Here is a 23,107-nt window from a genome sequence, read left to right as displayed (position 1 = left end):
TGGGGGAATAGTAAAATGATTAAGAATATTGATCATATCGGGATTGCGGTTAAATCAATAGAGGAAGCCTTGCCGCTTTACACTGAAACATTGAAATTGGAGCTTGAAGGAATAGAAACGGTTGAGAGCCAAGGCGTTAAAGTGGCATTTATCCTAGCAGGGAATACTCGTTTAGAGTTATTGGAAGCGTTATCTCCTGATAGTGCCGTCGCTAAATTCATTGAAAAACGGGGTGAAGGGATTCACCATGTGGCTTTGGGTGTAGAGCGAATAGAGGATCGAATCCAGGAAATAAAAGAATCCGGTCTTCGTATGATTGATGAGACTTCAAGAAAAGGGGCACATCACGCAGATGTCGCTTTTATCCATCCTAAATCGACGTCGGGTGTCCTATATGAGCTATGTGAAAGAACTGAATTAAAGGAGGAGCAAAAATGACTGATATCTATGAAACTATCAATGACTTGTACGATCGACGCCGAAAGGTAGAAATGGGCGGCGGGGAAGATAGAATTGAAAAGCAACACGAAAAAGGAAAACTAACGGCGAGGGAAAGAATCGAACTTCTAGTGGATGAGGGTACCTTCGTTGAGCTGAATCCCTTTATCAAACACCGGAACACCAATTTTGGCATGGAAAAAGCAGAAGGACCGGGAGAAGGAGTAGTAACTGGTTATGGGAAAGTCAATGGTCGTGACATTTACCTGTTCTCTCAAGACTTTACCGTGTTTGGTGGGGCGCTCGGAGAAATGCATGCTCTGAAAATTGCCAATGTTATGGATTTGGCTGCGGAAAATGGTGCTCCCTTCATCGGGTTGAACGATTCTGGCGGAGCTCGGATTCAGGAAGGGGTTGTCTCCCTTGATGGATACGGTCAAATTTTCTATCGTAATTCGATATATTCTGGTGTGATCCCTCAGATTTCTGTCATATTGGGTCCATGTGCAGGTGGCGCGGTTTATTCACCAGCCATTACGGATTTTGTTTTCATGGTTGAGAAAACAAGCCAGATGTTCATTACAGGACCGAAAGTTATCGAAACGGTGACAGGGGAAAAAATTTCATCTGAAGGATTAGGCGGAGCGAAGGTACATAACACGGTCAGTGGTAATGCTCATTTCATGGGTGCTTCGGAGGAAGAGGTTTTAGCTGATGTTAAACGTCTTTTAAGCTATCTCCCGCAAAACAACCAAGAAAAGCCACCGGCTCTGGAAGCGACAGATGAAGACGACTATCGTCCAGATTTAACGGACGTTGTCCCATATGAAGGCATTCGTCCATACGATGTCCGAAAAGTGGTCAATCAAATTGTCGACGAGAATTCATTTATGGAAGTGCAAGCAGGGTTTGCGAAGAATATCGTGGTTGGTCTAGCACGCATTAAAGGGAAATCAGTGGGGCTTATTTGTAACCAGCCTAAAGTGTTGGCTGGTGGACTCGATATTGATTCATCTGATAAAGCTGCCAGGTTCATACGATTCTGTGATTCATTCAATATACCATTGATCACTTTTGAAGATGTTTCTGGATTTTTCCCTGGTGTTAAACAAGAACATGGTGGGATCATCCGCCATGGTGCGAAACTTTTATATGCCTATTCAGAAGCAACTGTGCCAAAATTAACGATCATTCTCCGTAAAGCCTATGGTGGTGCTTATGTGGCCCTCAATAGTAAATCCATCGGGGCAGACCTTACGTTTGCTTGGCCAAATGCTGAAATTGCGGTGATGGGATCAGCTGGAGCTGCAAACATCATATTTGCCCGTGAAATTAAAAATAGTGAGAATCCTGAAGCCACACGTGCAGAGAAAATTGAGGAATATCGTGAAAAGTTTGCAAATCCATATGTAGCGGCAAGTCTTGGAATGGTCGATGATGTTATTGACCCTCGTGAAACAAGAATTAAAATCATCCAATCGCTTGAAATGCTACGTAATAAAAAAGAAACCCGTCCATGGAAAAAACACGGGAATATTCCGTTGTAAGTACCAGTATGAGGGGAGCCTGAAACCAGGCTCCTTTTTTTGCTTTTTTATGTTTTTATTGAAAGGAGATCTTCCTATCGGATTATTTGCCGGGTAACGGCTTTAGAGATATACTTATAAAGGATTACTTTTATGGAGGTTTAAATGATGATTAATGAAGAACGGTTAGTTAGTGAATTCTTTGAATTGGTGCAAATTGATTCAGAAACTAAAAATGAAGCAGCAATAGCTAAAGTTTTAAAAGAAAAATTCACGGCACTTGGCGTGGATGTTTTTGAAGATGATACAATGTCTGTTACGGGTCATGGGGCTGGTAATTTAATTTGTACGCTGAAAGGCACGAAACCTGGCGTAGATACCATTTATTTCACATCACATATGGATACGGTCGTACCAGGTAACGGTATCAAACCGTCTATTAAAGATGGATACATAGTGTCAGATGGAACGACGATTCTAGGGGCAGATGACAAAGCAGGTTTATCTGTTATGTTAGAAACGTTGAAAGTGATTAAGGAGCAGAATATTGAGCACGGAACAATTGAGTTCATCATTACCGTTGGTGAAGAATCAGGGTTAGTAGGAGCAAAAGCTCTAGATCGTTCTCTTGTAACGGCAAAATACGGCTTTGCTCTTGACAGTGATGGTAAAGTTGGGAATATCGTCGTTGCTGCCCCTACTCAAGCCAAGGTAGCTGCAACCATTTTAGGCAAGACCGCCCATGCTGGCGTAGCTCCTGAAAAAGGGGTTTCTGCCATTACGATTGCTGCCAAAGCCATTTCAAGAATGCCTTTAGGCCGCATTGATGATGAAACGACAGCCAATATCGGACGTTTCCAAGGTGGACAACAAACGAATATCGTTTGTGATCATGTGGAAATTTTATCAGAAGCAAGATCATTGGTTCCTGAAAAAATGGAAAAACAAGTAGCAAGAATGAAAGAAGCTTTCGAGACTGCTGCCATCGAAATGGGCGGACGGGCCGAAGTGAAAGTCAATGTCATGTATCCAGGCTTTAAATATGGAGCAGGTGACCATGTGGTCGAAGTTGCAAGAAAAGCGGCAGAGAAAATTGGCCGTCCATGCGAATTGGTGAAAAGCGGCGGCGGTAGTGATGCAAATGTAATTGCTGGATTTGGCATTCCTACGGTTAATCTAGCAGTCGGCTATGAAGACATTCATACAACGAATGAAAGAATTCCAGTGGAAGAATTGACAAAGTTGGCTGAAATGGTCATCAGTATCATTCAGGAAGTTTCCGCAGAATAATTACGCGAAGATGGATGAAGTAGTTTCCCGAGAATATCGTAAATTGGCGTGTTAGCCACCAAAAAACCGAATATATGCAGGGTGTAGCGCATATTGGAAGTCACTTGTCACATTAATAATGATCCAAAAAAACTCGTTCATCTTTAGTGGACATAAAAGGGCTACAGGAATATATGTACAGTCATCAGTAATATGATGACTGTTTTTCTTAGAATGAAGCACTACTTCAATGGTTATCAAGGTTAGATTGGGGTATCTTAATGAAGAAGATTTAGTTTATATGGACCCGATTTCCTGAGATTTGTACCAACAAGGATGTGACAGTCACATGAAGGATATGTATCCTAAAAATGGAAAGGTCATTCTCCATGTAGACATGAATAGTTTCTATGCATCTGTGGAAATGTCCTATGATGAATCATTGAAAGGGAAGCCATTAGCGATTGCCGGTAATGTTGAAGAAAGAAGGGGAATCATCGTTACCTGTAGTTATGAAGCCAGAAAGTATGGGGTTAAAACGACCATGCCCATTTGGCAGGCCAAAAAACTATGCCCTCAATTAATCATTAAAAAGCCGAATTTTGAGCGATATCGAAAGGCTTCCCTCGCCATATTTGAAGTATTGCGGCAGTATACGGAAATAGTTGAACCTGTTTCCATCGATGAAGGGTATCTGGATATCAGTGGGTGTGCAGAATGGGGTTCACCTTTGGAAATTGCCAAAAGTATTCAAGAGCGTATATATAATACAATGGATCTCCCTTGTAGCATTGGCATTGCCCCAAATAAATTTTTGGCTAAAACAGCATCGGATATGAAAAAGCCGATGGGCATCATGGTTCTAAGGAAAAGAGATGTTCCTAAGGTTCTCTGGCCCTTACAGGTGGTGGAGATGCATGGGATTGGCGGTAAAACGGCAGAAAAACTCCAGACAATCGGTATCCAGACAATTGGAGACCTGGCCAAGGCCAACGAAACCCAGTTAAAACAGTTGCTGGGGATAAATGGCATCCGTTTGAAGGAACGGGCTAACGGAATGGATTCGCGAGTTGTTGATCCAGAGGCCATTTTTGACCATAAAAGCATTGGGAATTCGACAACCCTGCCAAAGGATACTACCAATCAAAGAGAGCTGGTCGGGGTATTGGAGAAGCTTTCGGAAAAAGTTGCAGTACGTTTGAAGAATAAACGTTTGCTAGGTCAGAAGATTGGAGTGACCATCCGTTATAAAGATCGGAGGACCATTACAAGAAGTAAGATGGTTTCCAATCCATTTTTTGAAAAAACGGATATTTCGGATTGGGCTACTGAGCTGTTTTTGAAGAATTGGAATGGAGAGGCCATTCGCCTGTTAGGTGTAACGGCTTATGATGTCATTGAAAAAGAATCTTCATTCAAACAACTCGATATCTTTTCCTTTGAAGAGGATGCTGACAAAGAACCTTTATACGAAGTGATGGAACACTTGCAAAATAAGTATGGAGAAAATATTATTAAAAAGGGCCTTACTTTGAAAGAACGGTCAATTGGTACGAATACCAGTTTTAGCAAAGACTTTTTTGAGCGAACCAGAAGTAAAAATGGACTAAGGTGACATACATCCAAATGAAGGGAAGGTAATCATGACAAAACAACAAATTGGCGTTATCGGACTTGCTGTAATGGGTAAGAACCTTGCATTTAATATCGAAAGCAGAGGGTATTCAATTTCCGTGTATAATCGTTCCGCTGCAAAGACGGACGAAATGATGGAAGAAGCGAAAGGCAAAAATGTAGTACCGGCATATACGCTTGAAGAATTCGTGAATTCGCTTCAAACACCAAGGAAAATTCTATTGATGGTAAAAGCGGGTGCCGCTACGGATGCAACCATTGATCAACTTAAGCCGCTTCTTGAAAAAGGGGACATCGTCATTGATGGCGGGAATACGTTCTACAAGGACACGCAGCGCCGCAATGAGGAATTGAGTGAACTTGGTATTCATTTCATTGGAACTGGTGTCTCAGGAGGGGAAGAAGGAGCCCTGACTGGTCCTTCCATCATGCCAAGCGGGCAGAAGGAAGCATATGATTTGGTAGCTCCAATCTTGAAGGATATTTCTGCCAAGGTTGATGGGGATGCATGTTGTACATATATCGGACCAGGTGGTGCCGGACATTATGTGAAGATGGTGCATAATGGAATTGAGTATGGTGATATGCAGCTGATTTCGGAATCTTATTTCCTTTTGAAAAATCTTCTGGGTCTGTCCGCTGAAGAATTTCATGAGGTGTTCACTGAATGGAATAAGGGAGAGTTGGATAGCTATCTTATTGAAATCACTGCTGACATTTTCAAACGCTATGATGAAGAGACAGGTAAGCCTATGGTCGATGTCATTTTAGATAAAGCTGGCCAAAAAGGTACAGGTAAATGGACGAGCCAAAGTGCACTGGATCTTGGTGTACCACTTCCAATCATAACGGAATCCGTTTTTGCACGATACATTTCAGCCATAAAAGAAGAGCGGGTAGAAGCAAGCAAGGTCCTCAGCGGTCCGGAAGCTAAATTTACCGGTGATAAAAAGGCTTTGATTGAAAGCATTCGCAAAGCGCTTTATATGAGTAAAATTTGTTCGTATGCACAAGGCTTCGCTCAAATGAAGGCTGCATCTGAAGAGAATAACTGGAACCTTCAATATGGGGACATCGCGATGATTTTCCGTGGGGGCTGCATCATCCGTGCTCAGTTCCTGCAAAAAATCAAAGATGCATATGATCGCGAAGCAAACTTGAACAACTTGCTTCTAGATCCTTATTTCCAAGAAATTGCCGAAAATTATCAAGGAGCTTTGCGTGAAGTGGTCTCTACCGCTGTGTTGAACGGCATTCCAGTTCCTTGCTTGTCTTCTGCACTCGCTTATTTCGATAGCTACCGTACAGAAACGCTTCCGGCCAATTTAATTCAAGCTCAACGCGATTACTTTGGGGCACATACGTATGAACGAATCGATAAAGAAGGTACCTTCCACACTGATTGGATGGACAAATAAATGTAGGAGGCAGGGGCTGTCTAATAAGTTCTTATTCCAGTGAATTTCGCAAAAACAAAGAGGCAGAAATGTTGTTAAATCAACGTTTCTGCCTTTTACTATTTATTCAATTTCGGTGTAATTACACCTTTTGGGACAGCCCCTGCTTTTTTGTGCCTTTTTAACGCAGAATGTTCAGATATAGATTCGTTAAAGATTTTTTATAAAAAAGGTTATCGAATTGATTGTAAGGAAGAGTATAGTCTTAAACCATGGAAGGTCAAACAAGTAGGATCATATATCCCTTTATATAATCTTTTATAAATAGATTCAGTTGATTTCTCTTGATTACTTTTTTCACGAAACCACAACCGCCTGCTTTAATCAAAGGGTTTTCTTCTCTTCTTTTGGAGTCATATATTCTTTTCCTAGACTGAAAGGATTTGAAAAAAACAATTTAATTGGTTCCTTTTGAGATTTTTAGCGTTATTCAACCTCACTAAAAATGCGAAAGTCTTTGATAGGACCTTCGCAGAATGATTTAGTCTTTATAGTCGTCATCGAAATAATTATAACTTTTTAAAACCAAGCGCCTTTTTATTATTTTTTTAATATTATAAAAAACCAATAGAGTTCCTATTACATCTATTTCGTTGTAATCACGTACTAAATTAAGGACTGTTTGATATTCGTGAGACACTATTTTTTCTATCATTTCAGCATTTCCCCCTTAATGTTTTTGTCAATATTAATTTGAGTCATAGTATATTAATTCTGATGGATACCCACATTAAATTGTACATATAATGTCTTTCAAGTTCTGTTCGCAAAATTTATAATTGTTCAAGATTAAAATGAATTTCCTTAGCTGCTTCCTTGGCCACTTTTTTTGCTTCTTCTTCCACATCAGAGGATGCCAAAACGTAACCATAACGGTCTCCCATTGATAATGGTGGCCGTAATATCTTTCCTTTACGAGGTTTTATAAAAACTTCTTGTACTCCAGGATATTTACCAGCTCGGTTCTTGCCCGTTACTTTAACTAACTTCCCCATAGTGTCTACAGTTATATAATGTACATATACGTATTTGCTATGTTTCTTAGTAAGATTAGGTTTATTTCCTAGAAATAATTGAATGGTTTCTTCTACTAAATTAATTCCATATCCTACTTCAATGATTCGATTCATGGCACCTCCGGAAATCCTAGGATTTATTTCTATTAATTTCCATTCACCTTGTATTAGTCGCAATTCTAGATGACATGCGCCATTTTTTATTTGAAATGCCTCTACAATGTTACTTACTGTTTCATAAATACCATCATAAAACTGTTTTTCCATATGTGGTAACAAACTATAACCCGTTACGATAAAGCGTTTTTCGAACGTAATTTCTTGTTCAATAACGGCAACAATATAAACCTGTCCATCTTGCACTAATGTTTCAACTAAATATTGTGGTCCTGTTAAATATTCCTCCAATAAAATAGGTGAATTTTCATACTTTCTTATTAGATTTTTCATTGATTTTCTTAATTGAGATTTGTTATTTGCCAATAGAACATCTTTTGATCCAGCTGATATAGGAGATTTCACAATCAACGGTATATGTTTATTTTGTTCCTTAAGAAAGTCCTTTAGGGCATCTTCTGGATTATAAATTTCAAAGTAAGGCGAAGATGGAAGGCTCTTAAGAAGATTCCTTGTTAAAATTTTATCTTCCATGCTCAGAATTTGGTTTGAAGGAACAGTGCTAGTACAAAATATTTCCGCTAAAGCCGCTGCAACATTTACATAAGGATCTATGAAACTTAAGATTGCATGTATTTCCTTTCCTTGATTTTGTAATTTATAGATTGTTTCTTTCAATGTCTGATGATTAGATAACTCTGTCAATATCATTTGATGGACATCAGGAAATTCTAATCTTTGCTCAAGGAATTTTGGTCTATTCGTTAATAGCACGGTAAAATAACCAAGACGCTCTGCAGCTTTTAGAGCTTCTCTGCTTGATCCTGATTTATTGGAGCCAATAAAAACAATTGTTTTCATAATTTATTTTATCCCACCTGTGTTTGCTGTTTTATATTTACTTTAATAGAATATATATTTGGGACAATGATTGTTCTTAATAAGTCAAAAAATAGGAATAAAGACAGGCCTAATTTAATAATTATTGAGGAAAGCATTAATAAAAGGTGGGATGCAACTATTATGACCTTAATTGGCATGCTTCATCATCGGGCGGATCCACTAAAAGTGAGGAGAGCCTATGCTTACTCAGTTGTAGCAAAAGCAGAAGGGGTAAATTTCTTTTACTTTACGCCAGGGCAAGTAGATGTAAAAAATCAAACAATTAATGGGAAAATTTACGAGAACGGAAATTGGATTGAAAAGAAATTTCCTTTTCCTGACGTCATCTATAATGCTAGCTATCCCTTAACTGAAAAAGGTGAAATAATCGTAGATTATTTATCCGAGATCATTCCGTTTACAAGTCATTCTGTTGGGGATAAATTACATGTATTTAAGCAAATTAAAAAAGGGAAATCATTTGAACAATATCTTATACCCACTAATGAATTAACCAAAGTTAATAGGTTAATGAAAATGGTCCATCTTTATCCCAAAGTGATTATCAAACCATTGTCTGGACATCAGGGCCAGGGTATCGTTTTTATTGAAAAAGAAGGAACTGAAAAATACAGAGTGAATGAAGCTGGGAAAATCTCTATTTATAAAAAACAAGAATTGATCGAATTTGCATCTCATAAAATTCAAGAACAAGAATATTTAGTTCAACGTTTTATTTCATGTCAAATTAAATCCGGTCAGGTATATGACTTACGATTGCATGTACAAAAAAATGGAGAAGGAAAGTGGGTCATTACCGCTATTTATCCACGTGTAGGAACCCTAGGAAGCATTACATCAAATATGGGTAGCGGTGGTTATACTTGTTATCTTGATATTTTATTGAAAAATGAGTTTGAAGATTCCTGGTTTGATATAAAAAAAACGCTTGAACATTTCTCAATAAGTTTTGCTACCCACTTTGATTCTTTATATGAAGATGTATCGTTTGATGAATTGGGCATTGATGTAGGAATTGATGAGAACCAAAAATTGTGGTTATTTGAAGTAAATTGGAGACCAGGGGCACCTATGATATTTAATTGTGAATTAGATGTAGCAAGAAATACGGTTCTTTATGCTAAACATTTGGCTACTAATAGTAAACGTAATATCTCTGATTAAGATATTTACGCTTTTCTACTTAATATTTTCCCCTACAGATAGACAGTAAAAAAAGGACATGATGGAGGGTGTTCTTAAAAGTCTATCTGGGAGGGGATTTTCTGTGGCCAATAAAGGGCGTCGTATTCAAAAGGTATATTATGTGTATTCATATACATATAGGAGAGTACTTTCCATTAGTCAGTTTTGTGAACGGTTTGAATTAAATATCGTAGCTATCCATAAAAAATCCATATTTCAGCTATAAACGAATGAATGACAAGGACCTTTTCAAGTATCCAAGGTTGGGCGTTTTATGCCGCGGTTTTGCTTTCTAGTATTACTGTAGTCAACACTGCAGTGCCCAATACTAGGAATTAACTAACATCCAATGTTTAATTCCTTCAAACCGATGTTAGCGGTGCCCTCTGTTTGATGAACTCTATTGGAGGTGAACACCGTATGATATTAACATTCATTTATTGAACAACAATCCATGCGGTAGAGATGGTAATATATGTATAATTGTAAATAGGAACTTTGCATTTTTTATTTTTATGAAAAGAGTAGTATGATTTATTTTATTCATCCTTGTAGTTTAAACACCTTTGAATGAAGGTATGGTCTAGTAAATGTTAGCTAAGAGCGTAGGAGATAGCAGGCAAGAGAGAAAAGGAGCGGGTGACTAATGTATATCATCTGGCTGGCTTGCAGAAACCGGATTATCGAACGATTAATCGATTTCGCACACAACAAATGGAAAAGTTCCTTCCGAAACTTTTTGAAGAAATGATTCATCAACTAATAGAAGAAAAGCACATCACTATGGAGAATTACTTCCTAGACGGAACAAAGATTGAAGCAAGCGCAAACAAGTATTCATTTGTGTGGAAAAAAGCGACGACAAAGTTTGAGGCGAAGCTACAAGAAAAAATTGAAGAAACGTACCAACAGATTCAGACCATTACAGATGAAGAAGGGCATGAACTGTCTGCTCAAGACGAAACGTCCTTTTTAACGGCAGAGGAAAAACTAACTCAAATAGAAAAAGCATTAGTGAAGAAAGTTGAAAAAGAAACGAATGGTATCCAGCTTGAAGAAGATGTCCAGGTACGAAAAGAAAAACGACGGGAACTCAGTCCGGTTAAGAAACTATTGAAATTAGTGCGCGAAGACTTAGGTCCACGATTAGTGAAATTTAAACAACAAAAAGCTCTATTTGGCGATTGAAATAGTTATTCTAAAACTGATACGGATGCGACATTTATGCGGATGAAAGATGAACATATGAATAACGGACAACTAAAACCTGGTTATAATATTCAAATGGCAACGGAAAATCAATTCATTCTTTTTTATACGATACATCAGCGCCCAACTGATACTTTAAGCCCCATATAGAGGCACTGAAGAATACATCGCTACCATTCCATTCCCGAAAAACGTCATCGCAGATGCCGGCTATGGCAGTGAAGAAAACTACCTCTACTCTTTGGAGGAAGAATTTGAAGCTTTGATTCCTTACAATACTTTTTTAACGGAACAAAAACGGAGCTATAAAAAAGATATTCGTCATGTGAGTAACTGGGCATATGATGAACAAAAGGATGAATACACCTGTCCAAATAACCGTAAGGTTTTATTTAAGCGTTACTCGACCCGTACGGATAAAAATGGATTCACACGTGACTTTAAAATTTATGAATGTGAGGATTGTACGGATTGCCCATTAAAATCACAATGTACAAAGACGGCAGGAAATCGCCAAGTGCATGTTAATCCAGTTTATGAAGAACTAAAAGCGAAAGCAAAAGTGAACCTTTGGTCTGAATCGAATGCACAAATCTACGCTCGACGAAAAATCGAGGTAGAGAGTGTTTTTGGTCATATCAAGGGCAATAGGTCGTTCCGTCGCTATTCGCTTCGGGGCTTAGCGAAAGTCCAAACGGAGTTTGCCATCGTAGCCATGGCACATAATTTACTGAAGATAGCTGGATTACGTCAGCTACTTTCAGTAAATTATTATAAAAATAGAAAAACGGGTGAAGAAAAACAATTGTTTTTCTTCACCCGTTTTATTTTAGGGACTTATTAGACAGCCCCTTCTTCTACTAACGTCGATGCTCAACAAGGTCAATGACCCCTAATACAACATGTGCCAAACCGAAACCAAAAACGGTATTAGCAACCATCTTGTTTGAGCCACGGTTCTGCTTCATGGCATAACCTGCAGCAGTTACGGCAGTTCCTAACGCTGTTGGAATTAACCCTTCACGAACTTCCATCGTAAAATCCCTCCGCATCGGTTAGTAGTGGTATTCAGATAAAGAACACCATTTATATTGTTACCACAGCTTGACGTTATCATTCGGCTATACGGAAAAAGGAGAGATGAAATAATAAACTGAACTCAATGAAAAAATGGGTACTTGGTATATTTCTTTTTTATGCCGAAAGTAGTAAGATTTATAGCAACCATCTTTAACAGTTTATGTACCTGTATAAAATGTATGGGATGATGATCGTATAAGTGAAGCAAGAAAAGGAGTGGTTGAATTGATGCACTTCATCTGGATGATCGTAGCCCTTGTTTTATTTTTTGTGGTTATTGAATCAAGTGTGACTTTTTGGCTTAATCATGGAACAGATTCAGAATCGAAGGATTTTATCCATGCCATTCGAGAGAAAATCATCAAAAAGAGTGCCTCATAAAATAGAGAAGAGGATGCAGGTTCACTGCATCCTCTTATTAGTTTACTGATTAATTCTTTTTTCTTTTTCGATTTGCCACCAAACATGTCCATCTTCTGCTAAAAGCTCATCGGATGCTTTTGGTCCTGTCGAACCCGCTTCATAATTGGGGAAAGACGCTTCTTTCGTATTTTCCCAGGCATTCGAGATGGTATCGACAAACTTCCATGAAAGGGCGACCTCATCCCAATGTGTAAAGTTTGTGGCATCTCCACGCATGCTATCAAATAAAAGCTTTTCGTAAGCTTCAGGTGAATTGATATGTTCGATTCCTTTGTTGGAGACCGTCAACTTCACTGGCTTCGTATTCATCGTCGTTCCAGATTTCTTCACATTTAAGTAAAGGGAAATACCCTCTTCAGGTTGGATATGGATGACGAGAAGGTTTGGTTGCAAGGTTTCTTCGGTTTTGTAATAGAGATTCATTGGAATGTCCTTAAATTGAACAACGATCTTCGTCGATTTTACATCCATTCTTTTACCAGTACGGATATAAAAAGGAACACCCGCCCAGCGGAAGTTATCAATCATCAATTTACCTGCAACATAGGTTTCTGTATTAGATTCAGGATCGACATTCAATTCATCACGATAAGCAGGGAGTGTTTGTTCCCCTATTGTACCTGAGCCATATTGACCGCGGACGAAATATTTTTTGACTTCGTCCACTTTCATTTGCCGGAGTGACCGTAATGCTCGGACCTTTTCGCTACGGACTTCTTCTGTAGTCAAGGCAATCGGAGGTTCCATTGCAAGCAGGGCGACCATTTGCAATAAATGGTTTTGGACCATATCTCGTAAGGCGCCACTTGTTTCATAATAACGTCCCCGTTCCTCGACACCAAGTGTTTCACTTGAAGTAACTTGAATGTTGGAAATATAACGGTTATTCCATAGTGGTTCGAATAAGGCATTGGAAAAACGGATGACTTCGATGTTTTGTACCATTTCTTTGCCCAGATAATGGTCGATTCGATAAATTTCATCTTCAGCAAAAGCGGTACGTATTTGCTCATTCAAGATTTGTGCTGTTTCAAAACTGTGACCAAATGGTTTTTCGATGACAAGGCGTTTGTAACCCTTGGTATCGGTCAAGCCTTGGGCTTTTACCTGTTCGGCAATGGTTCCGAAAAACTCCGGTGCCATCGCTAAATAAAAGATACGATTGCCTTCCAAATCATACTGACCGTCTAAATTATCAGCAACCTGCTTTAATTGTAAATAGGACTCCGAACTAGTTACATCATGTGAATGATAGTGGAAATGGGAAACGAATTCATCGACCTTTTCTTCCGCATGTCCGAACGTCAGGATGGAGTCTTTTACACTTGCTTGAAACTCAATATTGGTTAATGGCCTTCTGGCGACACCCACCACTGCGAATTTATTGATTTTTTCTTTTTGAAATAATCGATATATCGAAGGAAACAGTTTTCGTTTCGCTAAATCTCCGGTAGCGCCAAAAATCATGATTAATGCTGTAGGTTTATTTTCTGTCATGTTAGAACCTCAACTTTCCGTAATTTCTATCTTAAGTTGGATATGTACTAATTCTTAATTTTACGGTTAGCTTTCCCTCAAAGCAATCTATTTGCGCATTTTTTCGTAATTTCATTAAAATCTTCAAAGAGGTCGAATTTTAAACGTTGAAAAATGAATCAGGGCCTCTGTTATGCTATAGTAAGGTATAAAGTTTTTGCAACGGAGGTAGGAATGTGGATTTTGTTTTTTTAGGAACGGGCGCTGGTGTTCCGGCAAAGGCGCGTAATGTGACGGCAATCGCCCTTCAATTATTAGAAGAACGGGGAAAAGTATGGCTTTTTGATTGCGGGGAAGCGACACAGCATCAAATTTTAAAAACGGCGGTTAAACCACGTAAAATTGAAAAGATTTTCATAACGCATTTGCATGGTGACCACATCTTCGGTCTTCCTGGTCTTTTAAGCAGCAGGTCTTTTCAGGGTGGAGTCGAAAAATTGACGGTGTACGGCCCAAAAGGCATTGATGCTTATATCACGACGAGTTTACAAGTGAGTGCCACTCATTTGAAATATCCATTGGAAATTATTGAAATTGAGGAAGGCGTCATATTCGAAGATGACCAGTTTACCGTGACCGCCCTGGAACTTGATCATGGCATTTATAGTGTCGGTTACCGAATCGTGGAAAAAGATCGGCAGGGGAGTTTACTGGTTGACCAGTTGCGTAAACAAGGAGTGCAACCGGGTCCCCTTTATAAAGCATTGAAAAATGGGGAATCGGTCCGTCTTGAAGATGGTCGGACCATTAATGGGAAAGACTATCTTAGTGCGCCGCAGAAAGGCAGGATTATTACGGTACTTGGTGATACTAGGGTTTGCGACAATGCCCTCGTCCTTGCCGACTCAGCTGATTATCTCATCCATGAAGCAACCTTTTCTGCGGAAGAAACGGAATTGGCAACGGCCTATTTCCATTCAACTACTATACAAGCGGCTGAAACTGCCAAAAAGGCGGGGGTTAAGCACCTTGTTTTAACACATATCTCCTCACGCTATACTCTTGAGGATGCAGAACGGTTAAAAGAGGAAAGTAGTGCAATCCTTTCGAATACAACCATGGCAGAAGATTTATTGTCGATTAAAATCCCTTTATATGTACAAGAATAGGGAAATCATTACGATTATTTGGTATAATAGTTCAATTGCTTATTGGATATAGGAGGGTGAAAAAATGACTGAACAAAATAATTTACATAACAAGGCGATGGATTTTCTTTTGAAAACAAGTCGTACTTTTTTTATCCCTATTAGTTACTTGCCATCAGGATTACAGGAAGCCATTGGTTCGGCATATCTTTGCATGCGGGCCATTGATGAAATTGAAGACCACCCGAATCTAGGTGCCGAAGATAAAATCGCCCTATTGCAGGCTGTTAGCAGCCTATTGAAAACCGATTATCGTAAAGAGGACATCCAGGCTGTTTTTGAACCATATAAGGATGTGCTTCCGGAAGTGACCTTGCAACTTGGAGATTGGATGGATTATTGTCCTCCAGGTGTGCTTGGTAAGGTCCTTGAGTCTACCAAGGAAATGGCTGAAGGCATGGCGAAGTGGGTTTCGAAGAATTGGCAAATACATGATAAGGAAGAGCTTGATGAGTATACCTATTATGTCGCTGGTTTAGTTGGGGTGATGCTCTCTGATATTTGGAAATGGTATGATGGAACAGATACGGATCGCAATCTTGCCATTGCATTTGGACAGGGCCTTCAAACGGTCAACATCCTACGGAACCGTGAAGAAGATGCAGAACGCGGCGTGAATTTTTATCCGAATGGATGGGGCTTCAAAGAGATGCTGAGCCATACAGAATATAATCTTGAATTGGCGGATAGGTACATTGAAGACATTGAGACAAAGGATATTGTCCATTTCTGTAAAATTCCTTTGGAATTGGCTAAAGCTACTTTGAAGGCGTTAAAAGAAGGAAAAGAAAAAATCGATCGGTCAACGGTTACCACTATCGTAAACCAGGTCGTCGATAATTAAGAAGAGCCAGCTACTGTATAAAGTTTATACAGTAGCTTTTTTATTACTTCATAAATGTAATTGTAAAATTCTAAAAATTTAAAAAATATATTGGAATAGTGGCAGTAAACGATTATAATTTAGTACATAAAAGCGGAAAAGTTGACTTCGTTAGAGAGACAGAATTTTAAAAAAGAGAAAAGCGGAGGAACATTATGAAAAAGAGATTATATTCAACGGCAGCCTTGACCTTGATTACTGGAATTTTACTTGCAGGGTGTGGAAATGAAAACGAGAAAGACTCGGCAAAAAACGAAAGTGATAAGGATGTTTTCAAAGTCGGAGTGACACAAATCGTTCAGCATGATTCTTTGGATCAAGCATATGAAGGGTTTCAGGCTGCTTTGAAGGATAGTGACATTAAAGCAAAATATGATCTCCAAATTGCTCAGGGCGATCAAAACAACAGCCAAACGATAGCGAATAACTTTGTCGGGGATAAAGTGGATTTGATTTTTGCTAACTCGACGCCAAGCGCTTTAAGTTCATTGAATGCGACTAAAGATATTCCAATCGTCTTCACTTCTGTAACTGATCCAGTAGCTGCGGAACTTGTTACGTCCATGGAGAAACCAGGTGGAAATGTGACAGGTACGACCGATTCTCATCCGGATGCCATCAAAAATTCCATGAAGTTCCTGGCAGAAGAGCTTGGAGCGAAAACAATAGGGACGGTTTACAATACGGGCGAACAAAATTCAGTCGTTCAAATTAAAAATGTGAAAGCGGAGGCAAAAAAAGCGGGCTTGAAAGTCGTGGAAGCATCCGTCTCGACTTCAGCCGAAGTTAAGCAGGCAACGGAATCGTTGATTGGAAAAGCGGATGCTTTCTATATCATTACGGATAATACAGTAGTTTCAGCGTTAGAATCGGTGATTTCGGTAGCGAATGACCAGGATATCCCCTTATTTGTCGGGGAACTTGATTCCGTGAATGCAGGCGGTTTCGCAGCATATGGCTTCAGTTACTATGATATTGGCTACGAAGCAGGCCAGAAAGCGGTAGAAATATTAAAAGATGATAAAAAACCAGGTGATATCGCGGTTCAATATCCTCAAAAACTAAAATTGGTGATTAATGAAACAGCTGCAAAGGAAATGGGTGTTGAAATAAAAGAAGAATGGAAAGCAAATGCTGAGTTTGTTAAATAAGCTTTTGCGTTATTCCAGGGAAGGAAGATAAAAATGCCAACAGCCATATTTAACTCTTTTGAATCTGGAATGATCTATGCGATCATGGCACTTGGAGTCTATTTGACATTCAGAATTCTCGATTTCCCGGACATGACGGTCGAAGGTAGCTTCGTGACAGGAGCTTCTGTCGCCGCTATTATGATCGTCAATGGTTTCTCGCCGATTATGGCCACGTTTTGCGCCATGCTTGCCGGATTTGTGGCAGGGACGATGACAGGGCTGCTGCATACAAAAGGGAAGATAAATCCGCTTCTTGCCGGTATTTTAATGATGATTGCGCTCTTTTCCATTAACTTAAGGATCATGGGGGCTTCGAACATTCCCTTGCTTTCTCAAACGACGATTATCACGAACATCTCAGAAGCATGGTCTCATACTGGTTTGGATCAAATGTTTAATGGGATTTTTTCAATCATTGGCCTTGGTGAAAGTTTGCCAAAAACATGGGGCATTCTCATTGTCATGTTTATTGTAGTAGTAATGATTCAACTGGGGATGTCCGCCTTTTTAAAAACGGATGTAGGCCTTGCGCTTCGGGCAACTGGTGACAATGAAGCGATGGTCAAGAGTTTTTCGGCTCATACAGGGAATATGAAGATATTAGGCCTTGCCATCGGGAATGCCTTAGTTGCTTTCTCTGGTGCTTTAGTTGCCCAGTACAATGGTTTTAGCGATATTGGGATGGGAATCGGGATCATCGTAATCGGTCTGGCCTCCGTCATCATCGGGGAAGCGTTATTTGGCGCAAAAACGATTGTACGCGCCACGCTAGCTGTCATTGGGGGAGCCATCATATATCGTATCGTCGTTACATTGGCGCTACGTGTAAAATTCCTTGATACGGGTGATGTGAAATTAATCACTGCGCTTATTGTAATCGGTGCCTTAGTCATCCCGCAAATTTCCGAAAAACAAAAAGAAAAAGGTCGTAAGAAAAAAAGACTCAAAGAATTGCAACTGCACCGTATCGAGCCTACAAAGGGGGAAGAGGAATTTGCTGCAGCTAAATCAGATTTATAAGGTCTTCAATGAAGGGACTCCGGATGAAAAGCTTGCCCTTGGCAATCTGGATTTACAGCTGTCAAAGGGTGAATTTGTAACGGTCATTGGCAGTAATGGTGCTGGGAAGTCCACGTTGATGAATATGATTTCCGGTAAGACCCTTCCCGATGCTGGTGATGTCATCATTGATGGCCAAAATGTATCATCGATTGAAGAACATAAGCGGGCTAAAATGATTGGGCGGGTTTTCCAGGATCCCATGCTCGGAACGGCCCCGCACATGACCATCGAAGAAAATATGGCCATCGCGTATGGCAGGACGAATCGAAGGGGTCTTGGTTTTGGGGTAACGAAAAGACGGAAAGAGCTTTTTAACGATAGCCTGAGTACACTCCATTTAGGATTGGAAAATCGCATGAATGCAAAAGTGGGGTTATTATCGGGAGGGGAGCGTCAGGCGTTATCGTTATTGATGGCGACCTTCACCAATCCGAAAATCCTGCTTCTCGATGAACATACAGCTGCTCTCGATCCATCCAGGGCAGAGCTTGTTACAAGCCTGACGAAGGAAATTGTTGAAAAGAACCGGTTAACTACATTGATGGTGACTCACAATATGCAGCAGGCCATCGATCTTGGTGATTCTTTAATCATGATGGATAAAGGCCAAATCATTTTCGAGGCAAGAGGCCCGAGAAAACAGGCACTGACTGTTGATAAGCTCTTGAATGAATTCCAGCGTATCAAGGGTGAAAAAATGCTAAATGACCGTGCGGTGTTGATATAAAGTGAAAGAGGCCTAGCGCTCAAGGTGAATGACCTTGGACCGAGGCCTCTTTTTTCGGCGGAATAGGAAGGGTTTACTATCGAGTGACTGAGTCTCGCCTTACGGAAGGCCAAGAGAACGGGTTGACTGCAGAGGACAGTGGACGTTCGGAGAGAATGCAAGGTCCTCCTGCTTAATCGCTATCAGCAGTGCTCCAAGGAGAATTGTCATCTTTTTTGGTTCCAAAAAAGTTTTTCATGAAGGACTTTTTCTTTGTTTTTTTAGCGGCGGCAGCTTCTTCGGTAGCGAGATAAAAATCTGCTGGTGGAATGGTGGCAGCTTCTAATGCTTCAATACGGGCTTCAAGTTTAGTGACGAGCTTATGCATGTCTTCCATTTCACTTCTATGCTGTAATAGTTGATAGGAAACAACGTCATCCGCTTTTGTTTTCAGACTTTTTTCTAGCCTGGAGACTCTTTCGTTTAGGTGATCTTGTCCTTTTTCCGACTCAATAGGTTGTTTAACAGTGGCCTTTCTGGTCTTCTTTTCTGAAATGCTCACCTTTTGTAAGACCACTCCCTCGTTCAGCTGGTCTTGGATTTTCCTCAATAAGTCAATATCTTCCTCCGAAAACTGGTAATGACCTAGCTGATTCCGTTCTACTTCCATGTTCAATTGAGTAACCCAGCGTTGAATGGTACTATGAGAAACGTTCAATAACTTGGCAACTGCACTTGTATTCATCTAGATTCCCCTCCTTTTGGTTGTAGAATTCTAGATAAAAGAAGCGATTCCTTTGCCGTTGACAAAACAAGTACTGATTCGCCAAAGATAGTGGATTTCCTACCTGTTTTTGCTGCCATGTCGATTTTATTTACCGGTACCGTCGTATTTCCAGTGGGTGTTCTTCCCGACGTAATATAATCATTTTGATGGGGAAAACGTATTTGCCAAGTAAGCTGGATAAGCGGGAAGGCGATTTAGAAATATTCCATTTGAAATATGGGTTAATTAATCAGGAAGAATGGATGACAGCTTCTCTTCGTTATCTTAGTCATGGCCATTTAGACACAATAGGCTGTTAACTCCCATTTGGGAGTCAACAGCCTGTTTACTTATTATTATTGGGGAACTACATATTTAGCCAGCTCTTTACTGATTTGATCTCCCATTCGCTTGGATTGCTCGGTGGCATCTTGAACACAGGAGATAAATGCTTCTTGTACCTGATGGGCTTGAAGTGCTTTCAGGCCAGCTTCCGTGGTCCCTCCCGGTGAAGTGACTTCTTTTCGCAGTACCGCTGGTGTTTTTGGAGATTTCTGCAGCATTTCGGCTGCACCGGTTAATGTCTGAAGGATTAATTGCTTTGCTGTTACGGCATCAAGGCCAATGGATTCCGCGGATCTTTCCAGAGCCTCGACCAGATAATAAATATAAGCGGGACCGCTTCCGGATAAGCCCGTTACGGCATCAAGCTGTGTTTCTTCGACGATGGCAACCGAGCCCACCGTTTCGAATAGTGTGATGGCCGTCTGCAATTGCGATTCAGTTGTATGTGCATTGGCCGACAGGGCAGTGGCTGACTGTCCGACGGCTGCCGATGTATTAGGCATAGCCCTTACGATGGCGACCGGTTTGGCTGCAATCCCTTCAAGGCTTACCGTATGGACCCCTGCCACAACGGAAATGATTAGCATATCTTCCCGGATGTATTCCTTTATGGATTGCATCGTGGTTAAAATATCTTTTGGCTTTACTGCAAGTACTACTATGTTCGCATTCTCTAGTAGTTGCGGAAGAGACCGTGTTGGGGTAACCCCATATTGTTCTGTTAGATAAGTGAATCGTTCATCATTTTTCTTGTTGGTCACAAAAATGTCAGCCGGGTTTATTACTTGCTGAGTGACCAAACCGGAAATGATTGCTTCGGCCATTGATCCAGCCCCGATAAAAGCTATTTTTTTCATTTCACTCACTCCTTTAATGCATACTAGTAACGGTCAGTTTTCCCAAATAAAATAAAAAAGACCCCTCATCCAATAAAGGACGAAAGGTCTGGCTTCCGTGGTACCACCTTTGTTCAACTCCTACAAAATAAAAAGGAAGTTGCACTTGAATCCGCTAACGTGGGATGAACGTCAGTTTTACTGAAGGCTCATAAGGTAGGTTCAATAATAGAGAGGACGGTGAAGCTTTTCAGCACATTTAAGAACTTCACTCTCTTTACGCCATCCATTATTTACTTGGCCTCAATCATAGCCGTGCCGTCTTTAATTACTTGTGATTATGAAGGATGCATGAGTACTCTGTCAATAGTAATATATGCTGAGCCTTAAAATATAGTCGTTAATTATGTGAAAATAATGACAATGTTCAGGATTATATGTAAAATAGTGATTACATACACAGTTTTCTAATAAAATAAGGAAATACCAAATTTTACGGATATATAAGCTTATTTAAATATAATATTAAGGTGGAAATAGACATGGTGAATTGGAATGGGGATATCGCAAAGCTTTCTCTGCCGACGCCGTTTGCAGTGGGCGATGTAAATGTTTACATAGTTAAAGGAGATGCCTTAACTTTAATTGATACGGGGGTTAAAACCGTACAATCAAAAGAGGCACTGAATGCTGGACTTGGGGAATTAGGGCTGCAACTATCTGATATTGAACAAATAATCTTGACGCATCATCATCCAGACCATGCTGGTGCACTCGATTTCTTCGATAAGAAAGTCCCGGTGTATGGTCATAAAAACAATCAGCGGTGGCTGACTCTAAGCGATGAGTTCCTTGACACCCATAATTCTTTCTTTCTAGACTTTGCAGGGAAATTGGGCGTGGCTGAAGAATTGAAACATAGATTGACCCATGACAAAGAAGAAATCCAATTCCTTAGTAAAAGGAACATGCAAGCACATTTGGCTGAGGGTGACGAACTTCCGGGCCTTCCAGGATGGCGAGTGATCGAGACTCCTGGTCATGCGCAAAGCCATGTTTCCTTTTATCGGGAGAGTGACGGCTTAATGATTGCAGGAGACCACTTACTTGCAAGAATTTCGCCTAATCCATTAATGGAGCCACCCTTGATTGTGGGTGGCGTTCGTCAACGGCCATTGCTTCAATACAATGCCTCCCTTCAAAAACTATTAGACTTTCCAATTTCTAAGGTTTATTCAGGACATGGGGGAGAAATTGATGGAGAGAAAGTGTCCGATTTGATTCGATATAGATTTGAGCGACAGCATAATCGGGCCATGCAGGTGAAAAGCATGCTCCAAGAAAAACCTTTAACGGGATTTGAAGTGTGTCAGCGTCTCTTCCCAAAAGTTTATCGTCAGGAAGTCGACTTGACACTCTCGGAAACGGTCGGTCAGTTGGATTATCTGGAGGATTTGGGTGAAATCGAATTGGAAATGCAATCGGGTGTCATTTTATATTCAAGTGCGACGACAGTTTCTAAGGGGATAATCTATTGAGTAAATTAAGCAGGAAAGTCATTGTCATTACCGGGGCTTCGGGAGGAATTGGAAAGGAAATTGCGATTCAATCTGCCCGACTTGGGGCAAGACTCGTTCTTTTGGCAAGGAGCCTGGATAAATTGCAGACTCTGAAGGAGAGCCTGACCAGCCAATACGGGGTCGATGTTTTTGTATGGAAGTTGGATGTTTCCGATACAGAACAAGTGGAAAGGGTCTTCGTTGACATCCACGACCAGGTCGGCACCGTGGATGTGTTGGTCAATAATGCCGGGCACGGCACGTTTAAAGAAGTCCTTGATACGGATTTAGAAGAGAGTAAAGGGATGTTTGCTGTCAATGTAATCGGCTTGATGGCCTGTACGAAGTTTGTGCTTCCACATATGAAGCGCAAACAAGCGGGCCACATCATTAATATTGCGTCACAGGCAGGGAAAATTGCAACACCTAAGTCCACACTTTATTCAGCCACTAAATTCGCGGTGCTTGGTTATTCGAATGCTCTCCGGCTTGAATTGATGGAAGACAACATTCATGTGACCACCGTCAATCCTGGGCCAATCGAAACCAACTTTTTTACTATAGCGGATGAATCCGGGACATATATGAAGGGCATTAAGAAATTCATGCTTAAGCCTGAGGATGTAGCAGCCAAAATCGTTGCTGCCATGCTAACTAATAAACGGGAAGTCAATCTGCCCGCCTGGATGAATATGGTGAGTAAGTTTTATACCTTGTTTCCAAGAATCACTGAGACCGTTGGGAAAAAAGCATTTTTTAAAAAATAGATACTTCTAAATATAAGTGAAGATTACTATTTTAATAAGAAATTAAGG

23 protein-coding genes are annotated in these 23,107 nt (G+C 40.3%); 17 read left to right on the top strand and 6 right to left on the bottom strand.

Translation table 11 applies throughout. The features are described 5' to 3' along the window. Positions 1–15 precede the first annotated feature (15 nt). The 5 genes from mce to gndA all read left to right on the top strand — a co-directional run bounded on the left by mce (position 16) and on the right by gndA (position 6,286). Positions 16–438, top strand: coding sequence for a methylmalonyl-CoA epimerase (mce, locus tag ACQKIC_RS05810; protein ID WP_402869361.1), 423 nt, complete (start codon positions 16–18; stop codon positions 436–438). Next, on the top strand, positions 435–1,985 hold the full coding sequence (locus ACQKIC_RS05805) for an acyl-CoA carboxylase subunit beta (protein WP_427590462.1): 1,551 nt from the start codon (positions 435–437) through the stop codon (positions 1,983–1,985). The genes mce and ACQKIC_RS05805 overlap by 4 nt, the downstream gene beginning before the upstream one ends. Before the next feature lie 147 nt (positions 1,986–2,132). Next, positions 2,133–3,254: a tripeptidase T gene (locus ACQKIC_RS05800; protein ID WP_402956969.1), complete on the top strand. Its 1,122-nt coding sequence runs from the start codon at positions 2,133–2,135 to the stop codon at positions 3,252–3,254. Between the two features lie 328 nt (positions 3,255–3,582). After that, positions 3,583–4,848, top strand: coding sequence for a DNA polymerase IV (locus ACQKIC_RS05795; protein ID WP_427590461.1), 1,266 nt, complete (start codon positions 3,583–3,585; stop codon positions 4,846–4,848). 28 nt (positions 4,849–4,876) lie between these two features. Continuing rightward, positions 4,877–6,286: an NADP-dependent phosphogluconate dehydrogenase gene (gene gndA / locus ACQKIC_RS05790; RefSeq protein ID WP_402986166.1), complete on the top strand. Its 1,410-nt coding sequence runs from the start codon at positions 4,877–4,879 to the stop codon at positions 6,284–6,286. Between the two features lie 520 nt (positions 6,287–6,806). Here gndA and ACQKIC_RS05785 read toward each other — a convergent pair. Both ACQKIC_RS05785 and ACQKIC_RS05780 read right to left on the bottom strand, forming a co-directional pair. After that, positions 6,807–6,980, bottom strand: coding sequence for a hypothetical protein (locus ACQKIC_RS05785; RefSeq protein WP_427668572.1), 174 nt, complete (start codon positions 6,978–6,980; stop codon positions 6,807–6,809). A gap of 118 nt (positions 6,981–7,098) precedes the next feature. Next, positions 7,099–8,319 (bottom strand): ATP-grasp domain-containing protein, encoded by a 1,221-nt coding sequence (locus tag ACQKIC_RS05780; RefSeq protein WP_402986164.1) that lies wholly within the window; start codon positions 8,317–8,319, stop codon positions 7,099–7,101. Between the two features lie 162 nt (positions 8,320–8,481). Here ACQKIC_RS05780 and ACQKIC_RS05775 point away from each other — a divergent pair, with 162 nt between their 5' ends. The 3 genes from ACQKIC_RS05775 (at position 8,482) to ACQKIC_RS05765 (ending at position 11,599) form a co-directional block, all read left to right on the top strand. Continuing rightward, positions 8,482–9,525 (top strand): YheC/YheD family protein, encoded by a 1,044-nt coding sequence (locus tag ACQKIC_RS05775; protein ID WP_427590460.1) that lies wholly within the window; start codon positions 8,482–8,484, stop codon positions 9,523–9,525. 660 nt (positions 9,526–10,185) lie between these two features. Next, a complete protein-coding gene (locus ACQKIC_RS05770; RefSeq protein ID WP_402986159.1) occupies positions 10,186–10,734 on the top strand; it encodes a transposase in 549 nt (182 codons plus the stop codon). Positions 10,735–10,921: 187 nt separating this feature from the next. Next, positions 10,922–11,599: a transposase gene (locus ACQKIC_RS05765; protein WP_427668595.1), complete on the top strand. Its 678-nt coding sequence runs from the start codon at positions 10,922–10,924 to the stop codon at positions 11,597–11,599. Positions 11,600–11,615: 16 nt separating this feature from the next. Here ACQKIC_RS05765 and ACQKIC_RS05760 read toward each other — a convergent pair whose 3' ends face one another. After that, positions 11,616–11,789 carry an asparagine synthase gene (locus ACQKIC_RS05760; RefSeq protein ID WP_402869352.1) on the bottom strand — a complete coding sequence of 58 codons (174 nt, stop codon included), beginning with the start codon at positions 11,787–11,789 and terminating at the stop codon, positions 11,616–11,618. A 262-nt stretch (positions 11,790–12,051) separates the two neighbouring features. On the opposite strand from ACQKIC_RS05760, the gene ACQKIC_RS05755 reads away from it, so the two are divergent. After that, entirely contained in the window at positions 12,052–12,216 is a 165-nt protein-coding gene (locus ACQKIC_RS05755) for a hypothetical protein (RefSeq protein WP_427668570.1), read from the top strand. A gap of 42 nt (positions 12,217–12,258) precedes the next feature. On the opposite strand, the gene zwf is transcribed toward ACQKIC_RS05755, so the two are convergent. Beyond that, entirely contained in the window at positions 12,259–13,755 is a 1,497-nt protein-coding gene (gene zwf, locus ACQKIC_RS05750) for a glucose-6-phosphate dehydrogenase (protein WP_402986155.1), read from the bottom strand. A gap of 215 nt (positions 13,756–13,970) precedes the next feature. Here zwf and rnz point away from each other — a divergent pair, with 215 nt between their 5' ends. From rnz to ACQKIC_RS05725, 5 genes are all read left to right on the top strand, one after another. Beyond that, positions 13,971–14,903, top strand: a complete 933-nt coding sequence (rnz, locus tag ACQKIC_RS05745; protein ID WP_402986153.1) for a ribonuclease Z — start codon at positions 13,971–13,973, stop codon at positions 14,901–14,903. Between the two features lie 64 nt (positions 14,904–14,967). Further along, the gene (locus ACQKIC_RS05740) at positions 14,968–15,786 is read left to right on the top strand and encodes a squalene/phytoene synthase family protein (RefSeq protein ID WP_402869344.1); all 819 of its coding nucleotides are present in this window, start codon (positions 14,968–14,970) and stop codon (positions 15,784–15,786) included. Positions 15,787–15,980: 194 nt separating this feature from the next. Further along, positions 15,981–16,976 (top strand): ABC transporter substrate-binding protein, encoded by a 996-nt coding sequence (locus ACQKIC_RS05735; RefSeq protein WP_402986151.1) that lies wholly within the window; start codon positions 15,981–15,983, stop codon positions 16,974–16,976. A gap of 33 nt (positions 16,977–17,009) precedes the next feature. Further along, complete coding sequence (locus ACQKIC_RS05730) at positions 17,010–18,038, top strand: ABC transporter permease (protein ID WP_402956603.1); 1,029 nt, start codon at positions 17,010–17,012, stop codon at positions 18,036–18,038. Next, complete coding sequence (locus ACQKIC_RS05725) at positions 18,013–18,807, top strand: ABC transporter ATP-binding protein (protein WP_402986149.1); 795 nt, start codon at positions 18,013–18,015, stop codon at positions 18,805–18,807. Before ACQKIC_RS05730 ends, ACQKIC_RS05725 begins: the two co-directional genes overlap by 26 nt. Before the next feature lie 172 nt (positions 18,808–18,979). On the opposite strand, the gene ACQKIC_RS05720 is transcribed toward ACQKIC_RS05725, so the two are convergent. Next, positions 18,980–19,531, bottom strand: a complete 552-nt coding sequence (locus tag ACQKIC_RS05720) for a MerR family transcriptional regulator (RefSeq protein ID WP_402869337.1) — start codon at positions 19,529–19,531, stop codon at positions 18,980–18,982. A gap of 188 nt (positions 19,532–19,719) precedes the next feature. On the opposite strand from ACQKIC_RS05720, the gene ACQKIC_RS05715 reads away from it, so the two are divergent. Next, complete coding sequence (locus tag ACQKIC_RS05715) at positions 19,720–19,872, top strand: hypothetical protein (protein ID WP_427668568.1); 153 nt, start codon at positions 19,720–19,722, stop codon at positions 19,870–19,872. 36 nt (positions 19,873–19,908) lie between these two features. Here ACQKIC_RS05715 and proC read toward each other — a convergent pair whose 3' ends face one another. Further along, on the bottom strand, positions 19,909–20,754 hold the full coding sequence (gene proC / locus ACQKIC_RS05710) for a pyrroline-5-carboxylate reductase (protein ID WP_402986145.1): 846 nt from the start codon (positions 20,752–20,754) through the stop codon (positions 19,909–19,911). A gap of 521 nt (positions 20,755–21,275) precedes the next feature. Here proC and ACQKIC_RS05705 point away from each other — a divergent pair. Further along, positions 21,276–22,271: an MBL fold metallo-hydrolase gene (locus ACQKIC_RS05705; protein WP_402869333.1), complete on the top strand. Its 996-nt coding sequence runs from the start codon at positions 21,276–21,278 to the stop codon at positions 22,269–22,271. Then, positions 22,268–23,059 carry an SDR family NAD(P)-dependent oxidoreductase gene (locus ACQKIC_RS05700; RefSeq protein ID WP_402986143.1) on the top strand — a complete coding sequence of 264 codons (792 nt, stop codon included), beginning with the start codon at positions 22,268–22,270 and terminating at the stop codon, positions 23,057–23,059. Before ACQKIC_RS05705 ends, ACQKIC_RS05700 begins: the two co-directional genes overlap by 4 nt. Positions 23,060–23,107: the final 48 nt, after the last annotated feature.

Source organism: Peribacillus sp. NPDC046944 (genome assembly GCF_050272735.1).
GTDB lineage: Bacteria > Bacillota > Bacilli > Bacillales > DSM-1321 > Peribacillus.
This window is presented reverse-complemented; position numbering and strand designations above follow the sequence as displayed.